This is a genomic window from Micromonospora sp. NPDC050397 (genome assembly GCF_044901685.1).
Taxonomy (GTDB): Bacteria; Actinomycetota; Actinomycetes; order Mycobacteriales; family Micromonosporaceae; genus Micromonospora_G.
The window spans coordinates 309,691-333,203 of the sequence record NZ_JBJDPS010000002.1 but is presented as its reverse complement, the minus strand read 5'-3'; the positions used below and the strand labels follow the sequence as shown (position 1 = coordinate 333,203).

The following is a 23,513-nucleotide window of genomic DNA, read 5'->3' as shown; positions in this document are numbered from 1 at the left end:
ATCCGTGACCGTACGGTCTTTTGTTACGAATTGGGGACCCCGTCGTACGAGTCCGGCACCGACAGCCACTTGGCCCGGTCCAGCGGCCAGAAGACGGTGAACGCCCGCCCCACCGCGGAGTCCACCGGGATGGTGGCCAGGTTGATGTCGCCCTCGGGGTTGCTGGACTTCGACTGCTCCCAGTGCTCCAGCGAGTCGCCGGAGGCCGACCGGTGGTCGCCCATCACCCAGAGCCGGCCCGCCGGCACGGTGATGTCGAACTCCTCGTCGGCGGCCCGGTCGCGCACCCCGTTCTCGGAGAAGATGTACGGCTCGTCGAGCGAGTGCCCGTTGACCATCAGCCGGTCCTGCGCGTCGCAGCAGACCACGCGGTCGCCGCCGACGCCGATCACCCGCTTGATGAAGTCCTCACCGTCCGGGTTGTTGCTCCACTCGAACGGGGCCCGGAAGACCAGGATCTCGCCCCGGCGCGGGTCGCGGAAGTCGTAGACCAGCTTGTTGACGAGCACCCGGTCGTTGATGTCGAGGGTGTGCTGCATCGACGGGGAGGGGATGTAGAAGGTCTGCAACACGAAGGCGCGAACCAGGACCGCGACCAGCACGGCCACGCCGAGCAGGACGGGGAGTTCCCGCCAGAAGGAATTACGTGGCTTCGGCTTGTCGGTCTGCTCGTCAATCACGGGTGGAGCCTACGACGCGGAACTGGGAGCCAACGCCCGGAACGCGCGGAAACGAAGAGCGGCCCGAGGATCGGCAGCACGAGCGCGAGTCCGGCCCCGCCGTCCGATGTGACCGGCGGGTACGGACCGGCCGGTGCGGCGACCGCCTCGGGTAGGTCCTCGAACGTCTCGGGCACCGACAGGCCGGCCCAGCGGCTGTACGGCCAGACGACCACGAAGGCCCGCCCGACCACGTTGTCGATCGGCACCGGCCCCTGACAACGCGCGTCCTGCGAGACGAGCCGGTGGTCACCCATCACGAAGAGTTGACCCGCCGGGACCACCACCTCGTCGAAGCGCCGGGACCGGCACTCCTGCGGGTTCGGCGGGATGTCCAGCGGCGAGTCCTCGAGCACGTACGTCTCGTCCAGGGGGATGTCGTTGACCGTCACCCGGCCCTGCTCGTCACAGCACTTGACCCGGTCACCGGGGAGCCCGATGACCCGCTTGATGAAGTCCTTCTCGCCGGGTCGGCTGACCCCGACCAGGTCGCCCACGGTCCGGCCCAGCTTGCCGACAAGACCCGGCTCGGGCTCGTCGGTCTGCTGTGGCGCCCACCGGTCGGTGCCCCGGAACACCACGACCTCGCCCCGGATCGGGTCGCGCATGTCGTAGACGACCTTGTTGACCAGGACCCGGTCACCGATCAGCAGGGTGTCCTCCATGGACCCGGACGGGATGAAGAACGCCTGCAACAGGAAGCTGCGGATCAGCACCGCGAGACAGAACGCGACCACGAGGAGCAACGGCAGTTCCTGCCACAACGGCATCTGCCTGCGGGCCCGGCGGACCCGTCGACGCCAGGGCTCGACGTCGTCCTCTTCATCCACCCTGCGTACCACGCGGCTCCCCGGTCCCGAGATACGGCGCTACCGCCCGGACGGGCCGAAGCCCACCTCGGACGGTGGCGCGGACGCGTCGTCTCCTCGCGGTGAGCACCGCGAGGAGACGTTCCGCTTCTGCCCGTGCGGCCAGCGTAGTCCCCACCGGCCCGGACGGCACCTCATGGTCGGCAGGCAACGCCGAAACGGGTCAGCTCGCCTGCTTCTCGCGCTTCTCCTTGATCTTCGCCTTCTTGCCGCGCAGCTCACGGAGGTAGTAGAGCTTCGCCCGCCGGACGGCGCCACGGGTGACGACCTCGATGCGGTCGATCGCCGGGCTGTTGAGCGGGTAGGTCCGCTCCACGCCGACACCGAAGCTGACCTTGCGGACGGAGAAGGTCTCCTGCAGGCCCCCACCCTGGCGACGGATGACCACGCCCTGGAAGATCTGGACCCGGGAACGGTTACCCTCGATGACTCGGGCGTGCACCTTGACGGTGTCACCGGCGCGGAACGCGGGGATGTCGGTCCGCTGCGACTGGGCGTCGAGAACGTCCAGGGTGTTCATCGCTGCATCCTCGTAAGGTCACGGCGCGCCGGGACTCGGCACGCGGATTGGTGATTCTGATCTCCGACCCGCCGCTGTCGACCTGTCGGTCGGGCACCGGAACCGGCGATCCTCGTACCCCTCCGCGGCGCGGAGAAGCACGGCAACCTCCCTACTTTGCCATATCGGCCGGCGGCACCTGAAATCCGGCCTCGGCCAGGGTGGCCACGTCCCGTTTGTCCAACTGCTCGGCCCGAAGCTCGCTGATCATGTCCGGCCGGCACTCCGCGGTACGTCGCAGCGCCTCGTCCCGCCGCCAGCGCGCGATCCGGCCGTGGTCGCCGGAGCGGAGGATCTCCGGCACGTCCAGGTCCCGCCAGGAGGGCGGCTTGGTGTAGACCGGCGCCTCCAGCAGCCCGTGCGCGTGGGACTCCTCGTCGAGGGAGTTGGCGTTGCCGAGCACCCCGGGCAGCAGCCGGGTGATCGCCTCCAGCATCACCAGCACCGCCACCTCACCGCCGAAGAGCACGTAGTCGCCGAGCGAGACCTCGGTGACCGGCATCCGGGTCGCGGCGTGCGTGAGCACCCGTTGGTCGATGCCCTCGTACCGGCCGCAGGCGAAGACGAGGTGGGATTCCGCCGCCAGCTCGTACGCGAGGGACTGGGTGAAGCGCACTCCGGCCGGGCTCGGCACCAGCAGCCGGGGCGACGGGGTGGCACCGGGCGGGACCAGGGCGTCGAGCGCCTCGCCCCACGGCTCCGGCCGCATGACCATGCCCGGCCCACCGCCGTACGGGGTGTCGTCGACGGTCCGGTGCACGTCGTACGTCCAACTCCGCAGGTCGTGTACGGCGAGATCGAGCGTGCCGGAGGTGCGCGCCTTGCCGATCAGGGAGAGATCCAGCGGCGCGAAATACTCCGGGAAGATGGAAACCACGTCAACGCGCATGCCAGTCACCGCTCAGCTCGAAGGCCGCGCCGGTCCGGCGAGGGAACGGCGCGGGTCGGAGTGGGAGCGCCGGTCAGAGGTCGAAGAGACCGGCGGGGGCGTCGACCACGACCCGGCCGGCGGCCAGGTCCACCTCGGGCACGATCGCCTTGACGAACGGCACCAACGCGGTGCCCCCCTCCGGCCGGCGCAGCACCAGCAGGTCGGAGGCGGGGGCGTGATCGATCCGGGCCACCTCGCCGAGCGTCTCGCCGGTCGGGCTCACGACGGTCAGGCCGACGAGCTGGTGGTCGTTGAACTCGTCCGGGTCGCTCGGTGGGGTCACCTCGGCGCTGTCCACCAGGAGCATCGTGCCCCGCAGCACCTCGGCGAGATCCCGGTCGTAGAAGCCCTCGAAGCGCATCAACGGGTGCCCCTGGTGCCAGCGGACCGTCTCGACGGTCAGCTCCTCCGGCACCGTCACCGGCTCCCCCGGACGGGCGGCCGGGGCCGCGTTGCCGCCCCGGCTGGCCGCCGTCGGTTCGGTGCGCAGCACCGTCCCGACGGCGAACCGTGCCTCAGGCTCGTCGGTCCGCACCTCCACGGTGACCTCGCCGTGGACGCCGTGCGGCCGGCCGATCCGGCCGACGATCAGGAGCATCAGTACGAGTCGACGATGTCGACCCGGACCCCGCGACCACCGATCGACCCGATCACCTGGCGCAGCGCCTTGGCGGTGCGGCCGGAACGGCCGATCACCGTGCCCAGGTCCTCGGGGTGCACCCGCACCTCGAGCCGCTTGCCCCGGCGCGAGTCGACCAGCCGGACGCGCACGTCGTCCGGGTGATCGACGATGCCCTTGACCAGGTGCTCCAGTGCCGGCCGGATAGCCATGTCAGGCCTGCTCGCCGGAGGCGGCACCAGCTTGCTCCTCGGTCTTCGCCGGCTCCTCGGCCGTCGCGGCCTCGGCCGGCGCAGCCTTGGCTGCCTTCTTGGCCGGCTTCGCCGGCGCGTCGGCGACACCGGCCGCCGCCTTGGCCTCGGCCTCGTACGCCGCCAGGCGGTCGGTCCGCTCGGCCGCCACCAGCAGCGGCGGCGGGGCCGGCAGGCCCTTGAACTGCTGCCAGTCGCCGGTCTTCTCCAGCAGACGCTGGACCGCCTCGCTCGGCTGCGCGCCGACGGACAGCCAGTACTGGACCCGGTCCGACTTGACCTGGATCACCGAAGGGTGCTCCTTCGGCTGGTAGATCCCGACGAACTCGATCGCCCGACCGTCACGCTTGGTGCGCGAGTCGGCGACGACGATGCGGTATTGCGGGTTGCGGATCTTACCCATCCGCAGGAGCCGGATCTTTACGGCCACAGTGTGTTCGCTCCTGTTGCGATTCTCACCGGCCCGGGAGGGCGGTGGGCGGGTGAGCGCCGACCGGCACAGTGGGGTTTGGGCCGGAGACAACTCGGTGGACTGGCGACACGCCCGGGTTAGAGGGCGCCGGACGCGTGCCGGATACCAGCGACCCATTGTGCCAGATCCGCCACGGAGATCTCACCTCGGACCCGACCAACGCGTACATCCGCCCGGATTGTCCTAATGACCGCGCTCCGGGCGTTTCCCGTCATGCCGCATCCCCGGCCGCGCCGGAGGCTCGACCGATCCCGCCCACGACCGCTCGCCGATCAGCCGCAGCAGGTCGCGGGCCGGACCGTCGGGCACCCGGGCGAGTGCCTCCCGGGCCCGCCGGCCGTGCTCCTCGGCCAACCGGGCGATCTCCGCCCGCTGCCCCGCCCCCTGGTCGTCCGGCCGCCGCCCCGAACCCTGGTCGTCCGGCCGCCGCCCCGGGCCCGCCCCGCCGACGCGTGGCGTGGGGACCACTCGGTCCGGCCCGGCGCCCCCGCGCGCCCGCAGTTCTTCGGTGAGCGCGTGACTCACCCCGAGATGCCGCCCGTAACCGGCCAACGCCTCGACCACCGAGGCGCTCGCACCACCCAGCCGGGCCCCGAGCCGGCAGGGCAGCTCGAAGATGGTCGCCATCCGGCCCGCGAGCAGCTCGACCCGCGCCGACAGGTCGCCGTCCCGGGAATCCCCCAGCCGGCCGGCGTCGCCTGGCCGGGTCGCAGCGGCCCAGGGTGGAGTTGACGGTCCGGCCGTACCCTGCCGTCGCTGCTCGCCCAGCTCGACGGCGCGCGCCTCGCAGCTCACGGTCAGCGCCTCGGCGAACTCCGCGACCACCGCCGCCCCGCCCCGCGCGGCCAACTCGTACGCACGGGCCAGTAGGTAGTCGGCGGCCAGCACGGCGAACCGGCTCCCCCACGGCGTCGGCCCGGGACCGGCCGACTGGCGGAGCCCGGAACCGGCGGGCGGCGGGGCGCCCCGGGGGGAGGGCAACCGGCCCACGGAGGGGCCGTCCCCGGTTCCGGGTCGGCCCGTGGTCACCCGACCACCCTGCGGTGCCGTCGCCCGACCAGCCGGCGGTGCCGTCACCCGACCACCCGGCGGCGCCGTCACCCGGTCACCGGGTGGCGCCGTCATCCGACCATCTGGCGGCGCCGTCGCCCGATCATTCGGTGCCGTCGCCGGGCCGGGTGGCCAGCCGGGCACCCGCAGGACGGCGTACCCGGCACCGGGCGGATTCGGCACGGGCGGACCGCCGGTGGCCGTACCGGGTGGTGGCGGTCCCGCGCCGTCCAGCGCCAGACCGGCGAGCAGACCGAGGTCCACCGCCGCCGCCAGGGCGTGCGCGACGGGGTCACGGCGCCCGCCCACGTACCCGGCGAGGAGCAGGAGCACCGCCGGCCGCAGCCCGACGGCGGCCAGTTCCTCGTCCGGCGCGACCAGTCGGACGAACATCGGCCAGTCGTCGCGTACGCAACCGGTGAGCAGCTCGGCGACGGCGAGCAGGTCCCGCCGCAGGGCCCGGCCCAGCACCGGGTCCATCGCCGGCAACGGGCTGAGCAGCCGGTCGGCGCGGGCGCCGTCGGGCAGGAACGCGAGCCGCCGGCAGAGCTCGAAGATCGGCCGGTCGTCGTCGAAGGTCGACTCCAGTACGCGCCAGCCGAGCAGGTAGCGGCGGGCGGTCTGGCGACCGGCCTCGAAGTAGCCGGCGTGCCGGCTGGCCAGCGCACGCGCGTACGGGGCCGGGTCGACCGGGTCGTCGGCCGACTCCCGCAGCGCCTCGTCGATCCGGGTCGCGGCCAGCGCCCCGGACTCCAGCGCGAGGCTGATCCCCTCCCCGGTGAACGGGCTGGCCAGCCCGGCGGCGTCGCCGACCAGCAGCAGCCCCGGCACCCCGCAGCGGGCCGGGTCGAAGTCGAGACGCAGCGGTGCCCCGCTCATCCGGCCGACCGGACGGGCCCGGCGGAACCGGGGATCGGAGCTGGTCAGCTCGGTCACGAACCTCTCGTAGAGACCACGGACACTGTCCCGGTGGGCGGGGTCGAACAGGCCCACGCCGACGTTCACCACACCGCCGCCGACCGGGAAGACCCAGCCGTACGACGGCAGCAGGAACCGCTCGGTGACGTCGAAGAGCGGCAGGTGGATCTCCAGCAGTGGATCCAGGCCGGTCACGTCGGCGAAGTAGCCCCGGGCGGCGAACCCGGTCCGGTCCCGCTCGGCGGAGCGGAGCCCGGCCTGCCGGCCGAGTCCGGAGCCCGCCCCGTCGGCGGCGACCACCACCGGGGCCCGGACCGCCATCCGCCGCCCGTCCCGTTCGATCTCGACCCCGCGTACCGCGCCGGGTTCGCCGAGCAGGTAGGTCGCGCGGGCGTCGGACCAGAGGGTGGCACCGGCCCGGACCGCCCGGTGGCAGAGCTTCGCGTCCAACTCCAGCCGGGGCACCACCATCCCGTACGCCACCGGCCCGTCCCCGTCGTACCAGAGGTCACGGCTGCCCCGGCCGCGCATCCGGACCCGGACCCCGCCGACCCGGGCCGCCCCGGTCAGCTCGTCGAGCACCCCGATCTCGCCCAGCAACCGGACCGCGGTACGGGTCAGCGCGTCCCCGCAGCTCTTGTCCCGGGGAAAGTCGCGACGGTCCACCAACAGCACCCGCCGACCCCGCCTGGCCAGGTGGTACGCGGTGGCCGAGCCCGCCGGGCCCGCACCCACCACCACCGCGTCGAGCCGATCCGCGCCGGCCGCCCCGGCCATCTCAGCCGGCCCTGGCGATGGCGTGGTCGGCCAGCCGCCACAGCGACTCCCGGGCCGGACCCTCGGGCAGCACGGCGAGGTGACCCCGGGCCCGGGTGGCGAGTTCCCGGGCCTCCCCGAGGACCTGGTCCACCACCCCGGAGCGGAGCACCAGGTTGCGCACCTCGGCGAGTTGGGCGGCACCGGGGTCGAGCAGGCCGAGCAGTTCGCGTACCCGTTGCGCGGCCGGCGTCGCGCGGGCCAGCAGCCGGAGTACGGACAGCGTGTAGACCCCCTCCCGTACGTCGCCGAGCGGGTACTTGCCCAGCCGTTCCGCGCTGCCCCACACGTCCAGCGCGTCGTCGGCGAGCTGGAACGCGATGCCGAGGTCGTGGCCGTACCGGGAGAGGGCGGTGACGATCCGGTCCGGCGCGTCGGCCAGCCGCGCGCCGAGCCGGCAGGGAAGCTCGAACAGGGTCGCGGTCTTGCCCGCGATGATCCGCATGTACTCGTCCTCGGTCAGTCCGGTGTGGAACGCGTTCTCGGTCTCCCGGAGCTGCCCGGTGCAGAGCGCGACCACCGCGCGGGCCACGTCCCGGCCGTAACAGTCGTCGAAGGCGGTGATCAGGGCGCTCGCCCTCGCCACCAGAAAGGTGCCGGTGACCAGGGCGGCGGCGTCACCCCACTGGGCGTTGGCGGTCGGCCCGTGCCGGCGGCTGACCGCCCGGTCGAGCACGTCGTCGTGGTAGAGCGTGGCCAGGTGCAGCAACTCCAGGGCGACCGCCGCGTCGAGCAGCCGGTCCGGCCGGAAGGTGCCGAACTCACCGGCGACCAGCAGCAACGCCGGCCGGATCCGTTTGCCGCCCCGGTCGAGCAGGGCCGTGGCCATCGTCCAGAGACCCGGGTCGCGCGACGCCACCGCGTCCTTCATCCGCCGGTCCAGGTCGCCCAGCGCGGTCCGGGCCCGCGCGCTGGCCAGCCACCGGTCGTCCACCGTCGCCGCGCCGACCACCGTCATCGCGGCCACCTGCGGCCACGGCCGGGGACGGTCGTACGGTCAGCCACGCCAACCCCTCTCCACCGTGCCCGTACCGGGTGGCGGTGTCACCGGGTGGACCGGTTCACGCGGGGCGGGCGGGACCGGGGTCCCGAGCACCGCCCGGCAGCGGACCAGGAACGCCTCCGCGCCCCGGCCGTCGATCCGGACCGCGACGATGCCCGGCCCGGTGAGCACGACGGCGGCCGGCAGCGCCTGGCTGGCCGGCGGAAGTTGGGCCCGGTCCCGCACGTTGCCACCGGCGTCGACGGCGATCAGCGACAGCGGCCGACCACCGGCGTTGAGCAGGGTGAGCGTGACCCGTTCGGCCGGGCGCGGTGGCCGGATCACGAGGCCGAGGCCGAGCCGGAGCGCGGTGCCGTCGGCCGGCGGCTCCAGACTCACCACCGCCCGCGCACCGCCGTCCGGCGTACGTAGGGAGAAGTCCTGCTCGGACCACTCCGGCGGGAACTGGGTGCCCCGGTCCCGGTCAGCGAAGTCGAGCGCCGCCTCGGCCGCCGGTGCCGCCACCGGTGGGCAGTACGGCTGCGCGGCGAGCAACTCCACGTCGTCGAACCAGACCCGTTCGGCTCCCGGAGCGGGGTCCCGCCCGTCCGCCCGGTACGCCTCCAGGAAGACCGTGATCGCGGCGGCGCCGGCGGTGACCCGTACGGTCAGCGGGCTCCACCGTTCGGTCGCCGTACCGTCGCTCCAGACGACGGAGCCGGCGCCCGGGTCGACGCCCCCGGCCGGGTCGACCCCCAGCCGGGCCGTGCCCGGCCGGGCCTGGTCGAGGTCGTACCAGGCGGTGAGCTGGTAGGACCAGTCCGGGTTGGCGCCGATCCGCTGGTGGATCCCGACCCGCTCGCGGGCGCCGGCCTGGAGCCCCTGGGCCCGCCGACCGCCGTGCACGACAAAGTTGCTGGCGGTGTGCCGGGCGGCGGTGTTGCCCGACGACGCCGACCGCAGGTACGGCTCCCACCCGATCGCCACCGCACCGGTGCCGCGCTGGGCGAACCCGTCCTCGAAGTGGCGGTTGACCACGTCGATGGCCCGGACCACCACCTCGTCGCTGCCGACCCCGCCGTCGTCGTCGACCACGGTGCAGCGCGCCACGAAGGTGCCGCAGTCCGGATAGCGGTGCGCCGCCACCGCCGTGCCCCGGCTCGCCGGGGGCTGGTGGGTCTCGGTCACCACGGCCGGGATCGCGGCCGTGGTGTCGCCGAACGCCCAGGTCGCGGTGTGCGTGTCGCACCAGCCGGGGTCGCTGAAGGCGGCGGTGAGGGTGAGCACCGTCGCCGGGTACGTGAACAGGTCCGGACCGGCGTCCACGACCGGCGGCACGTTCCGTACGGTCACCAGCCGGGTGTCGGTGGCCACGCCGCCGTCGCGGTCGCGCACCCGCAGGGTCACCTCGTAGACCCCGTCGTCGCACCAGGCGTGCCGGGCGGTGCTGGTCCCCTCGGCCCGGGGCGGGGTGTTGGTCTCCGCCAGCGTGCCCGGTTCGGTCGGCGAGTTGTCGCCGAAGTTCCAGGTGGTCTCGTGCGTGTCCGTCCACTCCCGGTCGGAGAAGCGGCCGACCAGGGTGACCAGTTCGCCCTCGTCGACCACCACGTCCGGGCCGGCGTCCACGGTCGGCGGCACGTTGGCCACGTGCACCAGGGCGAAGTGGTGACTGGTGGCGCCGCCGGGGCCGGTGACGGTGAGCGAGTGGGTGGCCAGGTGCACGCCGCTGACGAAGTAGGTGTGCGCCAGGTCTCGGGTGGTGACCGGCGGACTGCCGTCGCCGGGCCGCCAGACGTACCGGGCGGCCGGGTCGGTGTTGCCGGCGGTCAGGGTGATCGGGGTGCCGGCGGTGCCCGCGTACGATCCGCCGCTGCGGGCGACGAGCACCGCCGTCCGCGCGCACGAACTGGTCACCTCCAGGGTGCCGGCGACCACGAGACCGTCGCCGCCGATCGTGACCGGGTTGTGGAAGACCGCCCGTACCCGGCCGATCCCGGCCAGTTCGCCCGGCCAGCCGCTGATGCCCCGGACCGTACCGTCGCGCGGGTCGACCGCTCTGGACCCGCCGATGGTGGCGGCGATCCCGGTCAGTACGGCGGCGGTCACCACCGCGGCGATCCCGACCAGGATGCTGCCCGCGCCCCAACTCGTCAGCCCCAGCACGATCGCGACCAGCCAGTACGCGACCGACCGCTCCGGGTCCAGTTCCGGGTCGCCGACCACCTCGACCTCCAGCGCCTGCACGCCGTCGGGACCGGTGCCGCCGTCCGGGTTCCAGCGCAGGTCCGCGTCGGACCGGAAGGTCACGTCGACGTCGACACAGCCGAGGATCGCGTCGACCACCGTGAGCGCGCCGGTCATCCGAATGCCGCTGTCGGTCAGGCTCAGCTCGAGTTCGCGGACCTCCGCCCGGGTGTCGTCCCGCTCGAACCGGCGGGGCAGGTCGGCATCGGACCAGCCGTTGGCGGCACGGGCGGCCTCGATCGCCGCGCGCAGCACCGGTCCGGGCAGTGCGATGGCGAAGTCGCGTCCGGTCGGCACCAGTTGCCCGACGGCGGCGATGTCCGCGCCGGGTCCGGCGTTGACCGCGATGGTGAGGGCGTCGAGGGCGACCCGGGTGGTGACGTCACGCGCCTCGAACGGCTCGGCGCCGGCCCCCGGGGTCCAGAGCGCCAGGTGGTCCCGGCCGCCGAGGTCGGCGTGGAACACGTCCGCGACCATGGCCTCGATCCGACCGGTGGTCGGCACCGGTACGGTCCGTGGCCCGAAGCCCGCGACCAGCGTCCCGCCCCACTCGGCGAGCCAGCCGCGCAGGGCGGGTTCCAGGAGCCCGAACAGAGCACTGTTGTTCAGCGTGTAGTTGGTCCCCTCCAGCCCCGGTGCCGGCGCGATCTGGGCCGCGGTCACCGTCGCGGTGTCGAACCGCAACGTGTACGCCCCCGGCGACGTCTCCAGGTCGACCAGGATCTCCAGCCGCCCCCCGATCCCCATCGGCTCCGCGAGCGCGGAGGTAGGAGTGGAAGTGCCCGTCGGCGCCGGACCGGTGCCCTCGGCGGCGTGCCACAGGCGCAGGTAGCAGGGGACGCTGAACAGTGCCTGCGTCGGGCCGGGTCGTCCCACCTCGATCCGGTACGCGGGCTGGCTCTGGTCGTCGTACAACTCCAGGTGGGTGTCGAACCGGTAGCCACCGGCGCCGAACGAGAACCCTTGCCCGGTGTCGTCCCGCTCGTGCGGGAACACCGGTGCCCCCGGGTGGATCACGCCACCGGGTCCGCCGTTCTCGTACCCGAGGTGGACGTACTCGGCCAGGAGTTGGTCGATTTTGCCGGCGGTCGGGGCGCCGCTGGTGACGGTCACGGTGACCGCGTCGCGGGGCAGCCCGCCGAGTCGGATCCCGACATCGCGGGAGTCCGGCAGCGTACCGATCGGCACCTGTGCCCGTACGGTGGCGGTGAGGTCGAGCAGCCGGGCCGAGGGAACCGGCGGGTCGGCGAGGGTGACCTGGACGACCAGACCGAGGACGAGGCGGCAACCGTCGCCAGTGGGTAGGAGTTCGGCGTCGAGCCCGAGCGGCGCGACCTCGATCTGGCCACCGGCGGTGGTGTGGCCGCCGCCGAGGTCGATTCCGGCCGGGATCGGCAGGTACCGGGGCACGGTGCCGGATCTCCACGCCTCCCGCAGCGCCTTGCGCGGGAGCGCCGACGTCGCCTGGATCACGATGTCGTACCCGTGCGTCTCGGCCATGCCCGCCCTCCTCCGCTACCGCTCGACGCTCGACGGCGTCCCGGGGCGCAGCCGTCCGACGACCTCGGTCACGGACGCCGCCTGGTCCGCCTCCAGCAGGCGTACGAAGATCCACTCGGGCGCGAACCGGGGCCGGGCGGCCGAGATCCGCCGGTAGTCCAGCAGCGGCGCCAGGACCGGGTGCTGGTCGCGCAGGCGACGCAGCGGGTCAGGTGCGGCACCCTCGGGGTGCCAACGTGGCGCGGTGGTGTCCAGCACCGGTGCCGGCGACACCGCGACGATGCCCAACTCGACCAGGAGTCTGCGTACGTCCTCCGGATCGTCCGGGTCGACCGCCCGTCCGGCCAGGGCGGCCACCTCCCGACGCAGGTCGGCGAGCCGCTCGGCGGCGCCGGACCCCAACCGGAGCCGGTCGGCGATGGCCGTCCGGGCCTCCGGGTCGATGGCGTAGTCCAGCCGCTCGATGGTGAGCATCGGGTTGGCCGCCGCGGCGCGGCCCAACCGGGGATTGGCGTTGACCCGGGCGAGGATCTCGGCCGCGCGTGCCTGCAGGTCTGCCCAGGAGGTGATCTGGTCGGTCACGGGGACCTCCCACCGGTGGAACGACTTGCCCGGAGCCTAGGTCTCTGACCTGCGGTTTTACGATTTCTGTCAGGAGCACGACACAGTTTGTCGTGCCCGTTTGTCCGAATTGGAGGTCAGCTCGGGGCAGGCCCGCCGGCAGCCGGTCCCGACCCGGACGTCAGCGGGCCGGCGGCCGGTCCCAGCCGGGCGGCAGCGCCGCCGGGACCGTCCAGGTCGGATCGGGTACGAAGTCGGTCCAGGTCCCGTCGAACGGGAACGCACCGGACTCGATCGTCGCCACCACCCGCAGCCCCTCGGCCCGGACCGCCGCCTCGTCGGGCACCCAGTAACCGTCGGGGAACCCGAGGCGCTCGGCGAACTCCTCCTCGTCCTTCCAACGCCAGCTCAGGTCCGGCTCGACCAGGATGTCGAGGTCCTGGTCGACGACGTCCACCCCGGCCACCGTGCCGTCGTCCCAGCGCACGCCGTGCTCTTCGAGGTTGACGTACCAGTGGGCGAACCGGTCGTCGGCGCCCCGGAACAGCCAGACCGAGTGGTCGGCGCCGGTCGGCAGGAACTTCAACAGCGGCGGCCCGGTCCAGACGCCCGTGGCGAGTTGGTAGCCCCGGGTCAGCCACTCGGCGAACGGCATCGCGCGCATGCCCCGGCCGTCGTCGGCGACCTCGTTCGCCACCGGGGAGCCTCGGCCGATCCAGAGCAGTAGGCCCCGCTCGTCGTCGCTGACCACCCGGGCCGCGCGGACCCAGCCGATCCGGCCCCGCCGTACGTTGCGGTGCATGATCAGTCGGCCGGGGGCGAACCGGGGCTCGGCGGCCCCGGTTCGCGACAGGTGACGCGCGGCGCTCGACACCGTCAGCTCGTCGAAACCGTCAGTAGGAGCGGGCCAGGATGGCGACCAGGTCGGGCTCGTCCTCCGAGTCCGGCACCGAACCGTCGGCCCGGACCAGGCAGCGTACGGTGACGCCCTGGCCGTTCGCCTCGGCCTCGCCCTCGACGCCGACCGCCGACCACGGCACCCGGGCCCAGCCGTTCGCCGCCGCCTCGATCGCCTCCGCCAGGGTGGCGACCTCTACGGTGCGGGACTCGCGCAGCGCGAGCGCCTCGTCGTGGAGCGCCTTCTGGTCGGCGTCGAGCGCGGCGAGCACCGCCGAGACGACGTCGGCGACCGGCACCGGAGTCTTCGACCCGTCGGTGCGCCGGACGATCACCGCATTACCTGCTGCCAGGTCGCGCGGGCCCACCTCGACGCGTACCGGATAGCCCTTGAGCTCGGCGTCGACGGCCCGGCGGCCGAACGGGGTGTCCACCCGCTCGTCGAGCGCGACCCGGACCCCGGCGTCACGCAGCGCGTCGCGCAGCTTCGCCGCCGCCTCGGTGACCCCGTCACCGGCCTTGACCACCATCAGGTACGCCTGGACCGGGGCGAGCCGGGGCGGCACCCGCAGCCCGTTGTCGTCGCCGTGGGTCATGATCAGACCGCCGAGCATCCGGGTGGAGGTCCCCCAGGAGGTGGTCCACGCGTGCTCGACCCCGCCGGTCGCGGCGGAGTAGGTGATGTCGAACGCCCTGGCGAAGTTCTGCCCCAGCTCGTGGCTGGTGCCGAGTTGGAGCGCCTTGCCGTCGCCCATCATGCCTTCGAGCGTGTACGTGCTGGTGGCACCGGCGAACCGCTCGCGGGCGGTCTTGCGGCCGACGACCACCGGGATGGCCAGTACGTTGACCATCATGTCCTCGTACACCTCGTGCAGGATGCGGCGGGCGTAGGCCCGCGCGTCCGCCTCGTCGGCGTGCGCGGTGTGCCCCTCCTGCCAGAGGAACTCGCTGGTACGCAGGAAGATCCGGGGGCGCAGCTCCCAGCGGACCACGTTGGCCCACTGGTTGAGCAGCAACGGCAGGTCCCGGTACGAGTCGACCCACTTGGCCATGAACTCGCCGATCACCGTCTCACTGGTCGGGCGGACCACCACCGGCTCGGCCAACGGCTTGCCGCCGCCGTGGGTGACCACGGCCAGTTCCGGGGAGAAGCCCTCGACGTGCTCGGCCTCGCGCTTGAGGTAGTTCTCCGGGATGAAGAGCGGGAAGTAGGCGTTCTCCGCCCCCGCCAGCTTGATCCGGTTGTCCATCTCGGCCTGCATCCGCTCCCAGATGGCGTAGCCCGCTGGTCGGATGACCATCGTCCCGCGCACCGGCCCGTTGTCGGCGAGCTGCGCTTTGGCGATCAGGTCCTGGTACCAGCGGGGAAAATCCTCCGCACGGGGAGTGAGCACGCGTGCCATGACCGCACATCCTATGCGCCCCGCGCCGCTCCCCCGTCCCGGCCCGACCCCGTCACCCCGGGATCGGGTGGTTCGCATGTTTTTTCAGAGTTCTCTTCGAATCTTGCGGCAATCTGTTCGTCTACTTACGATCACTGCGTCCACGGGTCATTGATCGTCCCCAATTCCGCTGGCCCGGCGGATCGGCGAGCGGTGCGTTCGCCTGCCCGGCCGCCGTACGGCACCCGTCCCCCGTTGCCTCCCGCGAAGGATCACCGTGAAGATCGTCAGGCTTCTCGCCGCCGCGGCAATCGCCGCCACCGCCGTCCTCGTCCCGGGTTCCGCCGCACAGGCGGTGCCCTGTCAGGGGATCTACACGATCGCCCACTACGCCGGAAAGGTCGAGGTCACCGGCGGTGCCGCCTGTGCCGGCCCCTGGCAGCCGGGACACCTCGTGCTGTTCCGCAGCCAGAACGGCGGCGCACAGCAGTACGTCGCCAGCGGCACCGGCGTCGCCACGTACCACTGCCGCAACACGACCGAGGTCTGGACGTACACGCTCGGCGGTCAGGTCGTCGGCGGCACCAGCTACACCCTGACCGACGTCCTCTGCGGCTGACGCCGACACCGGCCCGCTCCTTCCTCGATCCACGCGCTCCGGTCTGTCGCCGAGGCCACCCGGAGAACAGTTCGGAGCGCGTGGATCAACCGGAGGCGTGGACCGGGGCGTGGGGACTGGGGCGTGGGTCAGCGGATTACTTGGCCGCGCAGCACGATGCGGCGGGGGGTGCGCAGGACCCGGAGGTCGGTACGCGGGTCGGTGTCGTACACGACCAGGTCGGCCAGGCCGCCCTCGACCAGGCCGGGAAAGCCGAGCCACTGCCGGGCCCCCCAGGAGCCGGCGGCGAGCACGTCCAGGGTGGACATGCCGGCCCGCTCGTGCAGCAGCAGCATCTCCTGCGCGGCGAGCCCGTGGTTGATGCCGCCACCGGCATCGGTGCCGACGTAGATCGGCACCCCGGCCTGGTACGCCGCCCGGACCACCTCGGGAAAGCCGTCGCGCAGGGCGAGCATGTGCTTCGCGTAGCCGGGGAAACGCTCGGCCGCCCGCTCGGCGATGCCACCGAAGGTGTCAATGTTGATCATCGTGGGGACGAGCGCGGTCCCCCGCCGGGCCATCTCGTCGACCAGGTCCACGCTCAGCCCGGTGCCGTGCTCGACCGAGTCCACCCCGGCCCGGACCATGACTTCCACGGCCGACTCGGAGAAGGTGTGCACGGCGGCACGTACCCCGGCCTCGTGGGCGGCCCGGACCGCGCCGGCCAGGCTGGCCTCGTCCCAGGTCGGCGCCAGGTCACCGGCGTCCCGGTCGATCCAGTCGCCGACCAGTTTGACCCAGCCGTTGCCGGCCCGCGCCTGCGCGGTCACCGCCGCGCGCAACTCGTCCGGTCCGACCTCGACCGCGATGTCGCGCAGGTAACGCTTCGGCGGCGCGATGTGCCGACCGGCGCGGGCCAGTCGGGGCAGTCCCGGCTCGTCGTCCAACTCGGGATAGGGGTACGGCGACCCGGCGTCCCGGATCGCCAGCACCCCGGCCTCCCGGTCCGGTACGGCCAGCGCGCGGGCCTCGTCCAGCCCGCCGATCGGCCGCCCGCTCGGGGCGATGCCGATGTGGCAGTGCGCGTCGACCAGTCCGGGCAGCACGAACCCGCGCTCGGCGATCGTCTCCGCCCCCGCCACCGGCTCGTACGTCACCCGGTCGCCGACCAGCCAGAGGTCACGGACCTGGTCGTCGGGGAGAACCACCCCGCGTACGTGCAGCACCCGATCCGGTGCCCCCGGGATCACTTGTTGTCGTCGGGCCGCTTGGTCAACTTGTTGAAGTCGAGTTTCGGCAGCTTGAAACCGGGTGGCAGGCCCTGCTGGGCGCCCGGGTCCATCCCCGGCGGCAACTGTGGCATGCCCGGGAAGCCGCCACCGGGGAAACCACCGGCGGGACCGCCGACCCGGGGCCGACCGCCGCCCTTGGTGCCCTTGCGCTTGTTCTTCGGCGACTTGGTCGCCTTGCGCCGGCCACCGGGCAGCCCCATCATGCCGCCCATCTGCTTCATCATCTTCTGCGCTTCGGTGAAGCGGTTGAGCAGTTGGTTGACGTCCATCACGGTGACCCCGGAGCCGTTGGCGATCCGGAGCCGGCGGGAGCCGTTGATGATCTTCGGGTTGCTCCGCTCGCCCGGGGTCATGCCCCGGATGATCGCGGTCGCCCGGTCGAAGTGGCTGTCGTCCAGCTCGGCGAGCTGGTCCTTCATCTGCCCCATGCCCGGCATCATGGCCAGCACGTTCGCGATCGGACCCATCCGGCGGACCGCGATGAGCTGGTCGAGGAAGTCCTCCAGGGTGAACTGCTCGCCGCCCATCAGTTTGGCGGTCATCTTCTCCTTCTGATCCGAGTCGAAGGCCTGCTCGGCCTGCTCGATCAGAGTGAGGACGTCGCCCATGCCGAGAATCCGGCTGGCCATCCGGTCCGGGTGGAAGACGTCGAAGTCCTCCAGCTTCTCGCCGGTGGAGGCGAACAGGATCGGCTGCCCGGTGACCTCGCGTACGGAGAGCGCCGCACCACCTCGGGCGTCACCGTCGAGCTTGGAGAGGACCACACCGGTGATGCCGACGCCGTCGCGGAACGCCTCGGCGGTCCGGACCGCGTCCTGACCCACCATCGCGTCGATGACGAAGATGACCTCGTCCGGCTGGACCGCGTCCCGGATCGAGGCGGCCTGGGCCATCATCTCGGCGTCGATGCCGAGCCGGCCGGCGGTGTCGACGATGACGATGTCCCGGGCGGCGCGCTTGGCGTGCTCGATCGACGCCTTCGCCACCTGCACCGGGTCGCCGACGCCGTTGCCCGGCTCCGGCGCGTAGACCTCGACCCCGGCCCGGCCACCGAGCACCTGGAGCTGGCCGACCGCGTTCGGCCGCTGGAGGTCGGCGGCGACCAGCATCGGCTGGTGGCCCTGCGCCTTGAGCCAGCGCGCGAGCTTGCCGGCGAGGGTGGTCTTACCCGAACCCTGGAGACCGGCGAGCATGATCACTGTCGGCGGCTGCTTGGCGAACTGGAGCCGCCGCCCCTCGCCGCCGAGGACACCGACCAGCTCCTCGTGCACGATCTTGATGACCTGCTGGGCCGGGTTGAGGGCCTGCGAGACCTCGGCGCCCCGGGCCCGTTCCTTCAGGCTCGCGATGAACGCCTTGACCACCGGCAGCGCGACGTCGGCCTCCAGCAACGCCTGCCGGATCTCCCGGGCGGTGGCGTCGATGTCGGCGTCGGTGAGCCGGCCCTTGCCGCGGAGCTTGGTGAAGATCCCGGAGAGGCGATCGCTCAAGGTGTCAAACACGGCGCAACATCCCGTTTGTCTAGTTTCCGCGGGTAGGACTCGGGCGGGCAACCACACACCCGGCCACCGCTAGGGTAGCCGCCCACCGCCCCGGCCGCCGCGTCGCTGCCGCCCGGGTGACCCCGACCCGGCACCCGGCCCGGATGCACCGGTCCGGGCACCGGTGCCGTTCAGGAAGCCACGGCGGTCAACACGGCCGCCTCGACCCGGTCCCGTTCCGCCGGGTCGGACCAGTCGCCGACCAGGTAGAACGCGTCGACCACGTCACCGCCGAGGGTGGAGATCCGGGCCGCCCGGACCAGCGCACCCGCCTCGTCCAGCGCGCTGGCGACCCGGTAGAGCAGGCCGCCGGAGTCCGCCGCGCGCAACTCCAGCACCACCGCGTCGGTGGCCACCGCCCGGTGCCAGACCACCTTCGGCGCCGCCCCCGCGCCGCGACCGGCCAACGCCCGGCCGCGCAGCCGCTGGGTGACCGAGACGTCCCCGGTGACCGCCCGGCGCAGGTCCGCACCGAGCGCGATCGGGTCGGGCGGGGTGCCGTACCGGGGTTGGACCTGGAACTCGACCAGCCCCCGGTCGGCCACCGTGCTGGCGTCGGCGGAGATCACCTCCAGCCGGTGCAGGGCCAGGCAACCGGCGACCGCGGCGAGCAGGCCACGTCGGTCGGCGGCGGCCACCGCGACCCGCCCGTCGTCCAGGTGTACGGCGGGCAGCGCCCCGTCCAGCAGGGCCGGGTCCGGGGCAGGCGGGTCGGGCAGTTCGCCGGTGTCCAGCGCGGTGTGCACCCGACCCACAAGTTCGGCGATCAGCCGGCCCTTCCAGTCCGACCAGGCGGCCGGGCCGGTGGCGTGCGCGTCGGCCCGGGCCAGCCCGTGCAGCAGGTCCAGGGTCTGGCGGTCGCCGACCGCGCCGGCCACGTGCGAGATGGTCACCGGGTCGCGCAGGTCCCGCCGGGTGGCCACCTCGGGCAGCAGCAGGTGCAACCGGACCAGCTTCTCGATCAGGTCGACCTCGGCCGGCGGCAGGCCGATCCGGGCGGCGATCGACGCCGCGATCGGGGCACCCACACTGCTGTGGTCGCCGGGCAGCCCCTTGCCCACGTCGTGCAGGAACGCGGCGAGCAGCAACAGGTCCGGGCGCTCGACCTCGCGGGCGTACGCGGTGGCCTCGGCGGCGGCCTGCACCAGGTGCCGGTCCAGGGTGAACCGGTGCACCGGGTTGTGCTGGGGCAGGCTGCGCAACCGGGGCCACTCCGGCAGCCAGCCGTCGATCAGCCCGTACCGGTCGCAGGTCTCCCAGGTGGGGACGAGCCCGGGGCCGGCGCCGAGCAGGGTGATCAGCGCGGCCCGGGCCGGAGCCGGCCACGGGGTGGGCAGCGGTGGGCAGTAGGCGGCGAGCCACTCACAGGTGGCCCGCGCGATCGGCAGTCCGGTGCTGGCCGAGGCGGCGGCGACCCGCAGCGAGAGGCTCGGGTCCGGCCGGGCGCCGATCGCGGTCCGGGCCAGCACCAACTCGCCGTCGTGTTCGACCACGTCCCGGGCGACCGGGCGGCGCAGCAGCCGGCCGTCGGCGCCCCGACCGTCCTGGCCGCGCCGCCGGCCGTTGTGAAGCCGGTCGGCGGCCCGGAACGCGTCGGCGAGGGCATGGCTGACGGTACGGGCGTCCCCGGCGACCCGGCGCAGCACCGCGTCGCCGTCGTCGAGCCCGAGCAGGGCGGCGACCGCCTCGCGTTCCTGGGCGACCAGCCGGTCGACCCGCCGTCCCCGGGAGACGTGCAGCGCGTCGCGGGTGTCGAGCAGGCGCAGGTGGGCGGCGCGTACGGCGGGGCGCAGGGCGTCGCTGATCCCGGCGTACGCGATGGCACGCAGCAGCCCGACGTCCCGCAACCCACCGGCGGCCTCCTTGAGGTCGCCTTCGAGCAGGAAGGCGAGTTCGCCGTGGGCCTGCCAGCGGGCGTTGGTCACCTCGCGCAACGAGGACATCTGTCGGACCGCGGTGCGCCGCCACTGTTCGGCGGCGGCGGGGACGAGTCTGCCGGTGAGTGACTCGTCACCGGCGACGTGCCGGGCGTCGAGCAGGCCGAGGGCGACCTTGACGTCGTCCCGCGCGACGGAGAGCGCCTCGGCCACGGTGCGGACCGAGTGGTCCAGGCCGAGCCGGGCGTCCCAGATCGGGTACCAGACGGCGGCGGCCAGCTCGTCCATGCCGGGCCGACCGTCATGGACCAGCACCAGGTCGAGGTCGCTGAAGGGCGAGCACTGCCGGCGGCCGAGGCCGCCGACCGCGACCAGGGCCACGCCGGCCAGGTCGGCGCCGCCCGGTCCGGACGGCATCAGGGTACGCAGCCAGGCGTCCAGCGCCGCCGCGCGGTGCTCCCGCGCGGCGGCGCCGATCCCGGCGTCGAGCAGTGGTGATCCGGTGTCGGCGAGCTCCGCCGCCGGCCCGGTCCCCCTGGTCATCGCCATTCGCTCAGAGCGCGTCGAGGCCGCGCTCACCGGTCCGGACCCGGACGACGTCCTCCACCGCCGTGACCCAGACCTTGCCGTCGCCGATCTTGCCCGTACGGGCGGCCGTGACCACCGCGTCGACGACCTTCTCGACGTCGATCTCGTCGGTCAGCACCTCGACCCGGATCTTCGGCAGGAACTCCACGGTGTACTCGGCACCCCGGTACACCTCGGTGTGGCCCTTCTGCCGTCCGTACCCCTGGACCTCGCTGACGGTCAGGCCCGCCACGCCGAGGGCGTGCAGGGCCTCCTTCACCGCGTCCAGTTGGTACGGCTTGATGACCGCGGTCACCAGCTTCATGTCCAACCCCTCCATCACAGGAACGTTAACCGGCGACCTTTTCGCTGACCGGAGCGGCCGGCTCGGCCGAGGTGTTGCTGGGGGTGCCGATACCGGCCATGGCGAACGCGCCGCCACCGCCGCTGCCGCCACCGGTGGAGAGGTCGTAGCCGCTCTCCGCGTGCTCCGCGATGTCGATCCCGTCGACCTCGGCCTCGGTCTTGACCCGGAAGCCGACGGTCTTCTCGATCACGAAGGCCAGCACCCAGGCGATGGCGAACGACCAGACGGTGACGATCAGACCGGCCAGCGCCTGCCGCCCGAGCTGGGTCGCCCCGCCGCCGTAGAAGAGCCCGTCGGAGGCGCCGACCACGTCGGTGATCGCGGCGTTCACGGAGTTGGTGGCGAACAGGCCGAGCCAGAGCGACCCGATCCAACCGCCGACGAAGTGCACGCCGACCACGTCGAGCGAGTCGTCGAAGCCGAGCTTGTACTTCAGGCTGACCGCGAGGGCACAGACCACACCCGCGACGATACCGAGCAGCACCGAGGCCCAGGGCGCGATGAACCCACAGGCCGGGGTGATCGCGACCAGACCGGCGACGGCACCCGAGGAGGCGCCGACCATGGTCGGCTTGCCACCCTTGATCCACTCGACCGCGATCCAGCCGAGCACGGCGGCGGCGGTGGCGAGCTGGGTGTTGATGAAGGCCAGGCCGGCGACCGAGTCGACGGTCAGTTCGGAACCGGCGTTGAACCCGAACCAGCCGAACCAGAGCAGGCCGGCGCCGAGCGCCACCAGCGGGATGTTGTGCGGCTTCATGCCCTCCTTGGGCCAGCCGAGCCGCTTGCCCAGCACCAGTGCCACGGCGAGCGCCGCCGCACCGGCGTTGATGTGCACGGCCGTACCACCGGCGAAGTCGAGCGCGTGGATGTCGCCGCCGATGATGCCGCCGCCCCAGACCCAGTGCGCGACCGGGAAGTAGACCAGGGTAGCCCAGCCGAAGGCGAAGAGCAGCCAGCCGCCGAACTTGGCCCGGTCGGAGATGGCACCGCTGATCAGCGCGACCGTGATCACCGCGAAGACCATCTGGAAGGCCATGAAGACGTAGAGCGGGACGCCGATGCCGCTGGGGTTCTCCGCGGTGGCGCCCCAGAGGTCGGTCTCCGCGAGGAAGGTCTTGGTGCCGAGGTACGCGGCCGGGTCGCCCCAGAATCCGTTCACGTCCGCGCCGAAGGCGACGCTGAATCCGTAGAACCACCACAGAACCGAGATGAGCCCGATGGCCGAGAAGCTCATCATCATCATGTTCAGAACACCCTTGGACCGGTTCAGTCCGCCGTAGAACAGCGCCAGACCCGGGGTCATGAGCAACACGAGCGCCGTCGAAACCAGCAGCCACGTGGTGTTGGCGCCGTCGATCGTCGGTGCTTCAGGCACGCTGGCCTCCTAAAATCGAGTTTCCTCCCCTCGAAAGCTCCGATTCGTGGCCCGGCCTGTCCCCGCTGCCACGCGGCCCGAGTCGAAACTTCCACCGGCTCAGGGGCAGCGCCGCCCGTGCGCCGGTTGCGCGGAAGCTTCCCGGCTGGCTGTTTCACCCAGGGACTCCGGCGCGTTTCCACGGCGTCACCAGTTGTTTCGGACGTGTGAAGAAAGCCTCACACTCGATAGAACGGGTGGGGGCATATCAACCGAAAGGGCCGCCCGAGCTATACGGAAAGCGACACCGATCAGCGGAGCGCGTACTCCAGGGTGTGCCGCTCGTAGTCGAGCAGCCGAAGATCACGCATTGGCCGCCGTAGGTGTCCCTTGTGCACGATCCGGACGAACGCCGGCTCCCCGGCGGCTGCCATCCGACGAATTCCCTCGACATGATCGACAATTCGTTTCCGGATCGTCCGCACCAACCGGTGCCGGTCCCGGGGGATCAGCCCGTACGCGTCCGCGAAGAGTCGCAGCCGGCGCGGCCGGTTCGGTCGCTTCCAGCCCAGCGTGTACGAGTCCCGGTCGGAGAAGAGCGGCACCCAGGTCCAGGCCGCGTACGCCACGTCGTAGATCCGCGCCCCGGGCGAGGCCAGGTCGAAGTCGATCAGTGCGAGGGTGCCGTCCGGACGCCAGATCACGTTGTGCGGGGCGGCGTCGTGGTGACAGATCACCTCGGTGTCCGGCGGCGGCGGGCCGAACGAACGCCAGACCGCGCCGGTGACGGGGGCGAAGCCGTACTGGGCGTCGTGGAACATCCGCAGCATCGTGGCGACCGTGACCAGTGCCTCGTCGGTGACCCAGTGCGGGGCGAGCGGGTACTCGCCGCACTCCCCCTCCAGGTACGAGAGCACCTCCCGGTTTCGCTCGTCCATCCCGAGCGCCCGGGGCGAACCGGTGAAGCCGACGTACTCCAGGTGTCGCAGCAGGGCGTGCACGGACGGGGTCCACGGCCCGGCGTTGCGGCGTACGGTGTCGCCGACGCGTACGACGGTGCTCACGTTGCCGCCGTGCAGTGGGATCTCCTGCGAAGTCACGTACGGTCTCCCGATGCGCGGCGGCGGTTCACGGTAGGTCACCG

20 protein-coding genes are annotated in these 23,513 nt (G+C 72.7%); 1 reads left to right on the top strand and 19 read right to left on the bottom strand.

Going from position 1 to position 23,513, the window contains the following annotated elements; translation table 11 throughout:
• Nucleotides 1-23 precede the first annotated feature (23 nt).
• From lepB (ACI2K4_RS07595) to proS, 13 genes are all read right to left on the bottom strand, one after another.
• A complete protein-coding gene (lepB, locus tag ACI2K4_RS07595; RefSeq protein WP_404509571.1) occupies nucleotides 24-680 on the bottom strand; it encodes a signal peptidase I in 657 nt (218 codons plus the stop codon).
• Nucleotides 677-1,489 (bottom strand): signal peptidase I, encoded by an 813-nt coding sequence (lepB, locus tag ACI2K4_RS07590; protein ID WP_404510293.1) that lies wholly within the window; start codon nucleotides 1,487-1,489, stop codon nucleotides 677-679. Before lepB (ACI2K4_RS07590) ends, lepB (ACI2K4_RS07595) begins: the two co-directional genes overlap by 4 nt.
• Nucleotides 1,490-1,751: 262 nt before the next feature.
• Nucleotides 1,752-2,108: a 50S ribosomal protein L19 gene (gene rplS, locus ACI2K4_RS07585; RefSeq protein ID WP_404509569.1), complete on the bottom strand. Its 357-nt coding sequence runs from the start codon at nucleotides 2,106-2,108 to the stop codon at nucleotides 1,752-1,754.
• Between the two features lie 151 nt (nucleotides 2,109-2,259).
• A complete protein-coding gene (gene trmD / locus ACI2K4_RS07580; RefSeq protein WP_404509568.1) occupies nucleotides 2,260-3,036 on the bottom strand; it encodes a tRNA (guanosine(37)-N1)-methyltransferase TrmD in 777 nt (258 codons plus the stop codon).
• A gap of 73 nt (nucleotides 3,037-3,109) precedes the next feature.
• On the bottom strand, nucleotides 3,110-3,676 hold the full coding sequence (gene rimM / locus ACI2K4_RS07575) for a ribosome maturation factor RimM (protein WP_404509567.1): 567 nt from the start codon (nucleotides 3,674-3,676) through the stop codon (nucleotides 3,110-3,112).
• Nucleotides 3,676-3,936, bottom strand: coding sequence for an RNA-binding protein (locus ACI2K4_RS07570; protein WP_246017239.1), 261 nt, complete (start codon nucleotides 3,934-3,936; stop codon nucleotides 3,676-3,678). The genes rimM and ACI2K4_RS07570 overlap by 1 nt, the downstream gene beginning before the upstream one ends.
• Nucleotides 3,911-4,378, bottom strand: coding sequence for a 30S ribosomal protein S16 (gene rpsP, locus ACI2K4_RS07565; RefSeq protein ID WP_404509566.1), 468 nt, complete (start codon nucleotides 4,376-4,378; stop codon nucleotides 3,911-3,913). The genes ACI2K4_RS07570 and rpsP overlap by 26 nt, the downstream gene beginning before the upstream one ends.
• A gap of 225 nt (nucleotides 4,379-4,603) precedes the next feature.
• Nucleotides 4,604-7,165, bottom strand: a complete 2,562-nt coding sequence (locus ACI2K4_RS07560) for a geranylgeranyl reductase family protein (RefSeq protein WP_404509565.1) — start codon at nucleotides 7,163-7,165, stop codon at nucleotides 4,604-4,606.
• A gap of 1 nt (nucleotide 7,166) precedes the next feature.
• Nucleotides 7,167-8,162, bottom strand: coding sequence for a polyprenyl synthetase family protein (locus tag ACI2K4_RS07555; RefSeq protein ID WP_404509564.1), 996 nt, complete (start codon nucleotides 8,160-8,162; stop codon nucleotides 7,167-7,169).
• 39 nt (nucleotides 8,163-8,201) lie between these two features.
• Nucleotides 8,202-11,930, bottom strand: coding sequence for a PKD domain-containing protein (locus tag ACI2K4_RS07550; RefSeq protein WP_404509563.1), 3,729 nt, complete (start codon nucleotides 11,928-11,930; stop codon nucleotides 8,202-8,204).
• Between the two features lie 15 nt (nucleotides 11,931-11,945).
• Nucleotides 11,946-12,512, bottom strand: coding sequence for a hypothetical protein (locus tag ACI2K4_RS07545; protein ID WP_404509562.1), 567 nt, complete (start codon nucleotides 12,510-12,512; stop codon nucleotides 11,946-11,948).
• A 160-nt stretch (nucleotides 12,513-12,672) separates the two neighbouring features.
• Complete coding sequence (locus tag ACI2K4_RS07540; protein WP_404510292.1) at nucleotides 12,673-13,293, bottom strand: DUF402 domain-containing protein; 621 nt, start codon at nucleotides 13,291-13,293, stop codon at nucleotides 12,673-12,675.
• 91 nt (nucleotides 13,294-13,384) lie between these two features.
• Entirely contained in the window at nucleotides 13,385-14,791 is a 1,407-nt protein-coding gene (proS, locus tag ACI2K4_RS07535) for a proline--tRNA ligase (protein WP_404509561.1), read from the bottom strand.
• 256 nt (nucleotides 14,792-15,047) lie between these two features.
• Here proS and ACI2K4_RS07530 point away from each other — a divergent pair, with 256 nt between their 5' ends.
• Nucleotides 15,048-15,389 carry a hypothetical protein gene (locus tag ACI2K4_RS07530; protein WP_404509560.1) on the top strand — a complete coding sequence of 114 codons (342 nt, stop codon included), beginning with the start codon at nucleotides 15,048-15,050 and terminating at the stop codon, nucleotides 15,387-15,389.
• A gap of 128 nt (nucleotides 15,390-15,517) precedes the next feature.
• On the opposite strand, the gene ACI2K4_RS07525 is transcribed toward ACI2K4_RS07530, so the two are convergent.
• The 6 genes from ACI2K4_RS07525 to ACI2K4_RS07500 all read right to left on the bottom strand — a co-directional run bounded on the left by ACI2K4_RS07525 (nucleotide 15,518) and on the right by ACI2K4_RS07500 (nucleotide 23,511).
• Entirely contained in the window at nucleotides 15,518-16,615 is a 1,098-nt protein-coding gene (locus ACI2K4_RS07525) for an amidohydrolase family protein (RefSeq protein ID WP_404510291.1), read from the bottom strand.
• Nucleotides 16,615-18,162 (bottom strand): signal recognition particle protein, encoded by a 1,548-nt coding sequence (gene ffh / locus ACI2K4_RS07520; RefSeq protein ID WP_404509559.1) that lies wholly within the window; start codon nucleotides 18,160-18,162, stop codon nucleotides 16,615-16,617. The genes ACI2K4_RS07525 and ffh overlap by 1 nt, the downstream gene beginning before the upstream one ends.
• Before the next feature lie 170 nt (nucleotides 18,163-18,332).
• Entirely contained in the window at nucleotides 18,333-20,621 is a 2,289-nt protein-coding gene (locus ACI2K4_RS07515; protein WP_404509558.1) for a [protein-PII] uridylyltransferase, read from the bottom strand.
• Between the two features lie 10 nt (nucleotides 20,622-20,631).
• Nucleotides 20,632-20,970, bottom strand: coding sequence for a P-II family nitrogen regulator (locus ACI2K4_RS07510; RefSeq protein WP_173041812.1), 339 nt, complete (start codon nucleotides 20,968-20,970; stop codon nucleotides 20,632-20,634).
• 25 nt (nucleotides 20,971-20,995) lie between these two features.
• Nucleotides 20,996-22,390, bottom strand: a complete 1,395-nt coding sequence (locus ACI2K4_RS07505) for an ammonium transporter (RefSeq protein ID WP_404509557.1) — start codon at nucleotides 22,388-22,390, stop codon at nucleotides 20,996-20,998.
• 290 nt (nucleotides 22,391-22,680) lie between these two features.
• Nucleotides 22,681-23,511, bottom strand: coding sequence for an aminoglycoside phosphotransferase family protein (locus tag ACI2K4_RS07500; RefSeq protein ID WP_211349366.1), 831 nt, complete (start codon nucleotides 23,509-23,511; stop codon nucleotides 22,681-22,683).
• Nucleotides 23,512-23,513 lie beyond the last annotated feature (2 nt).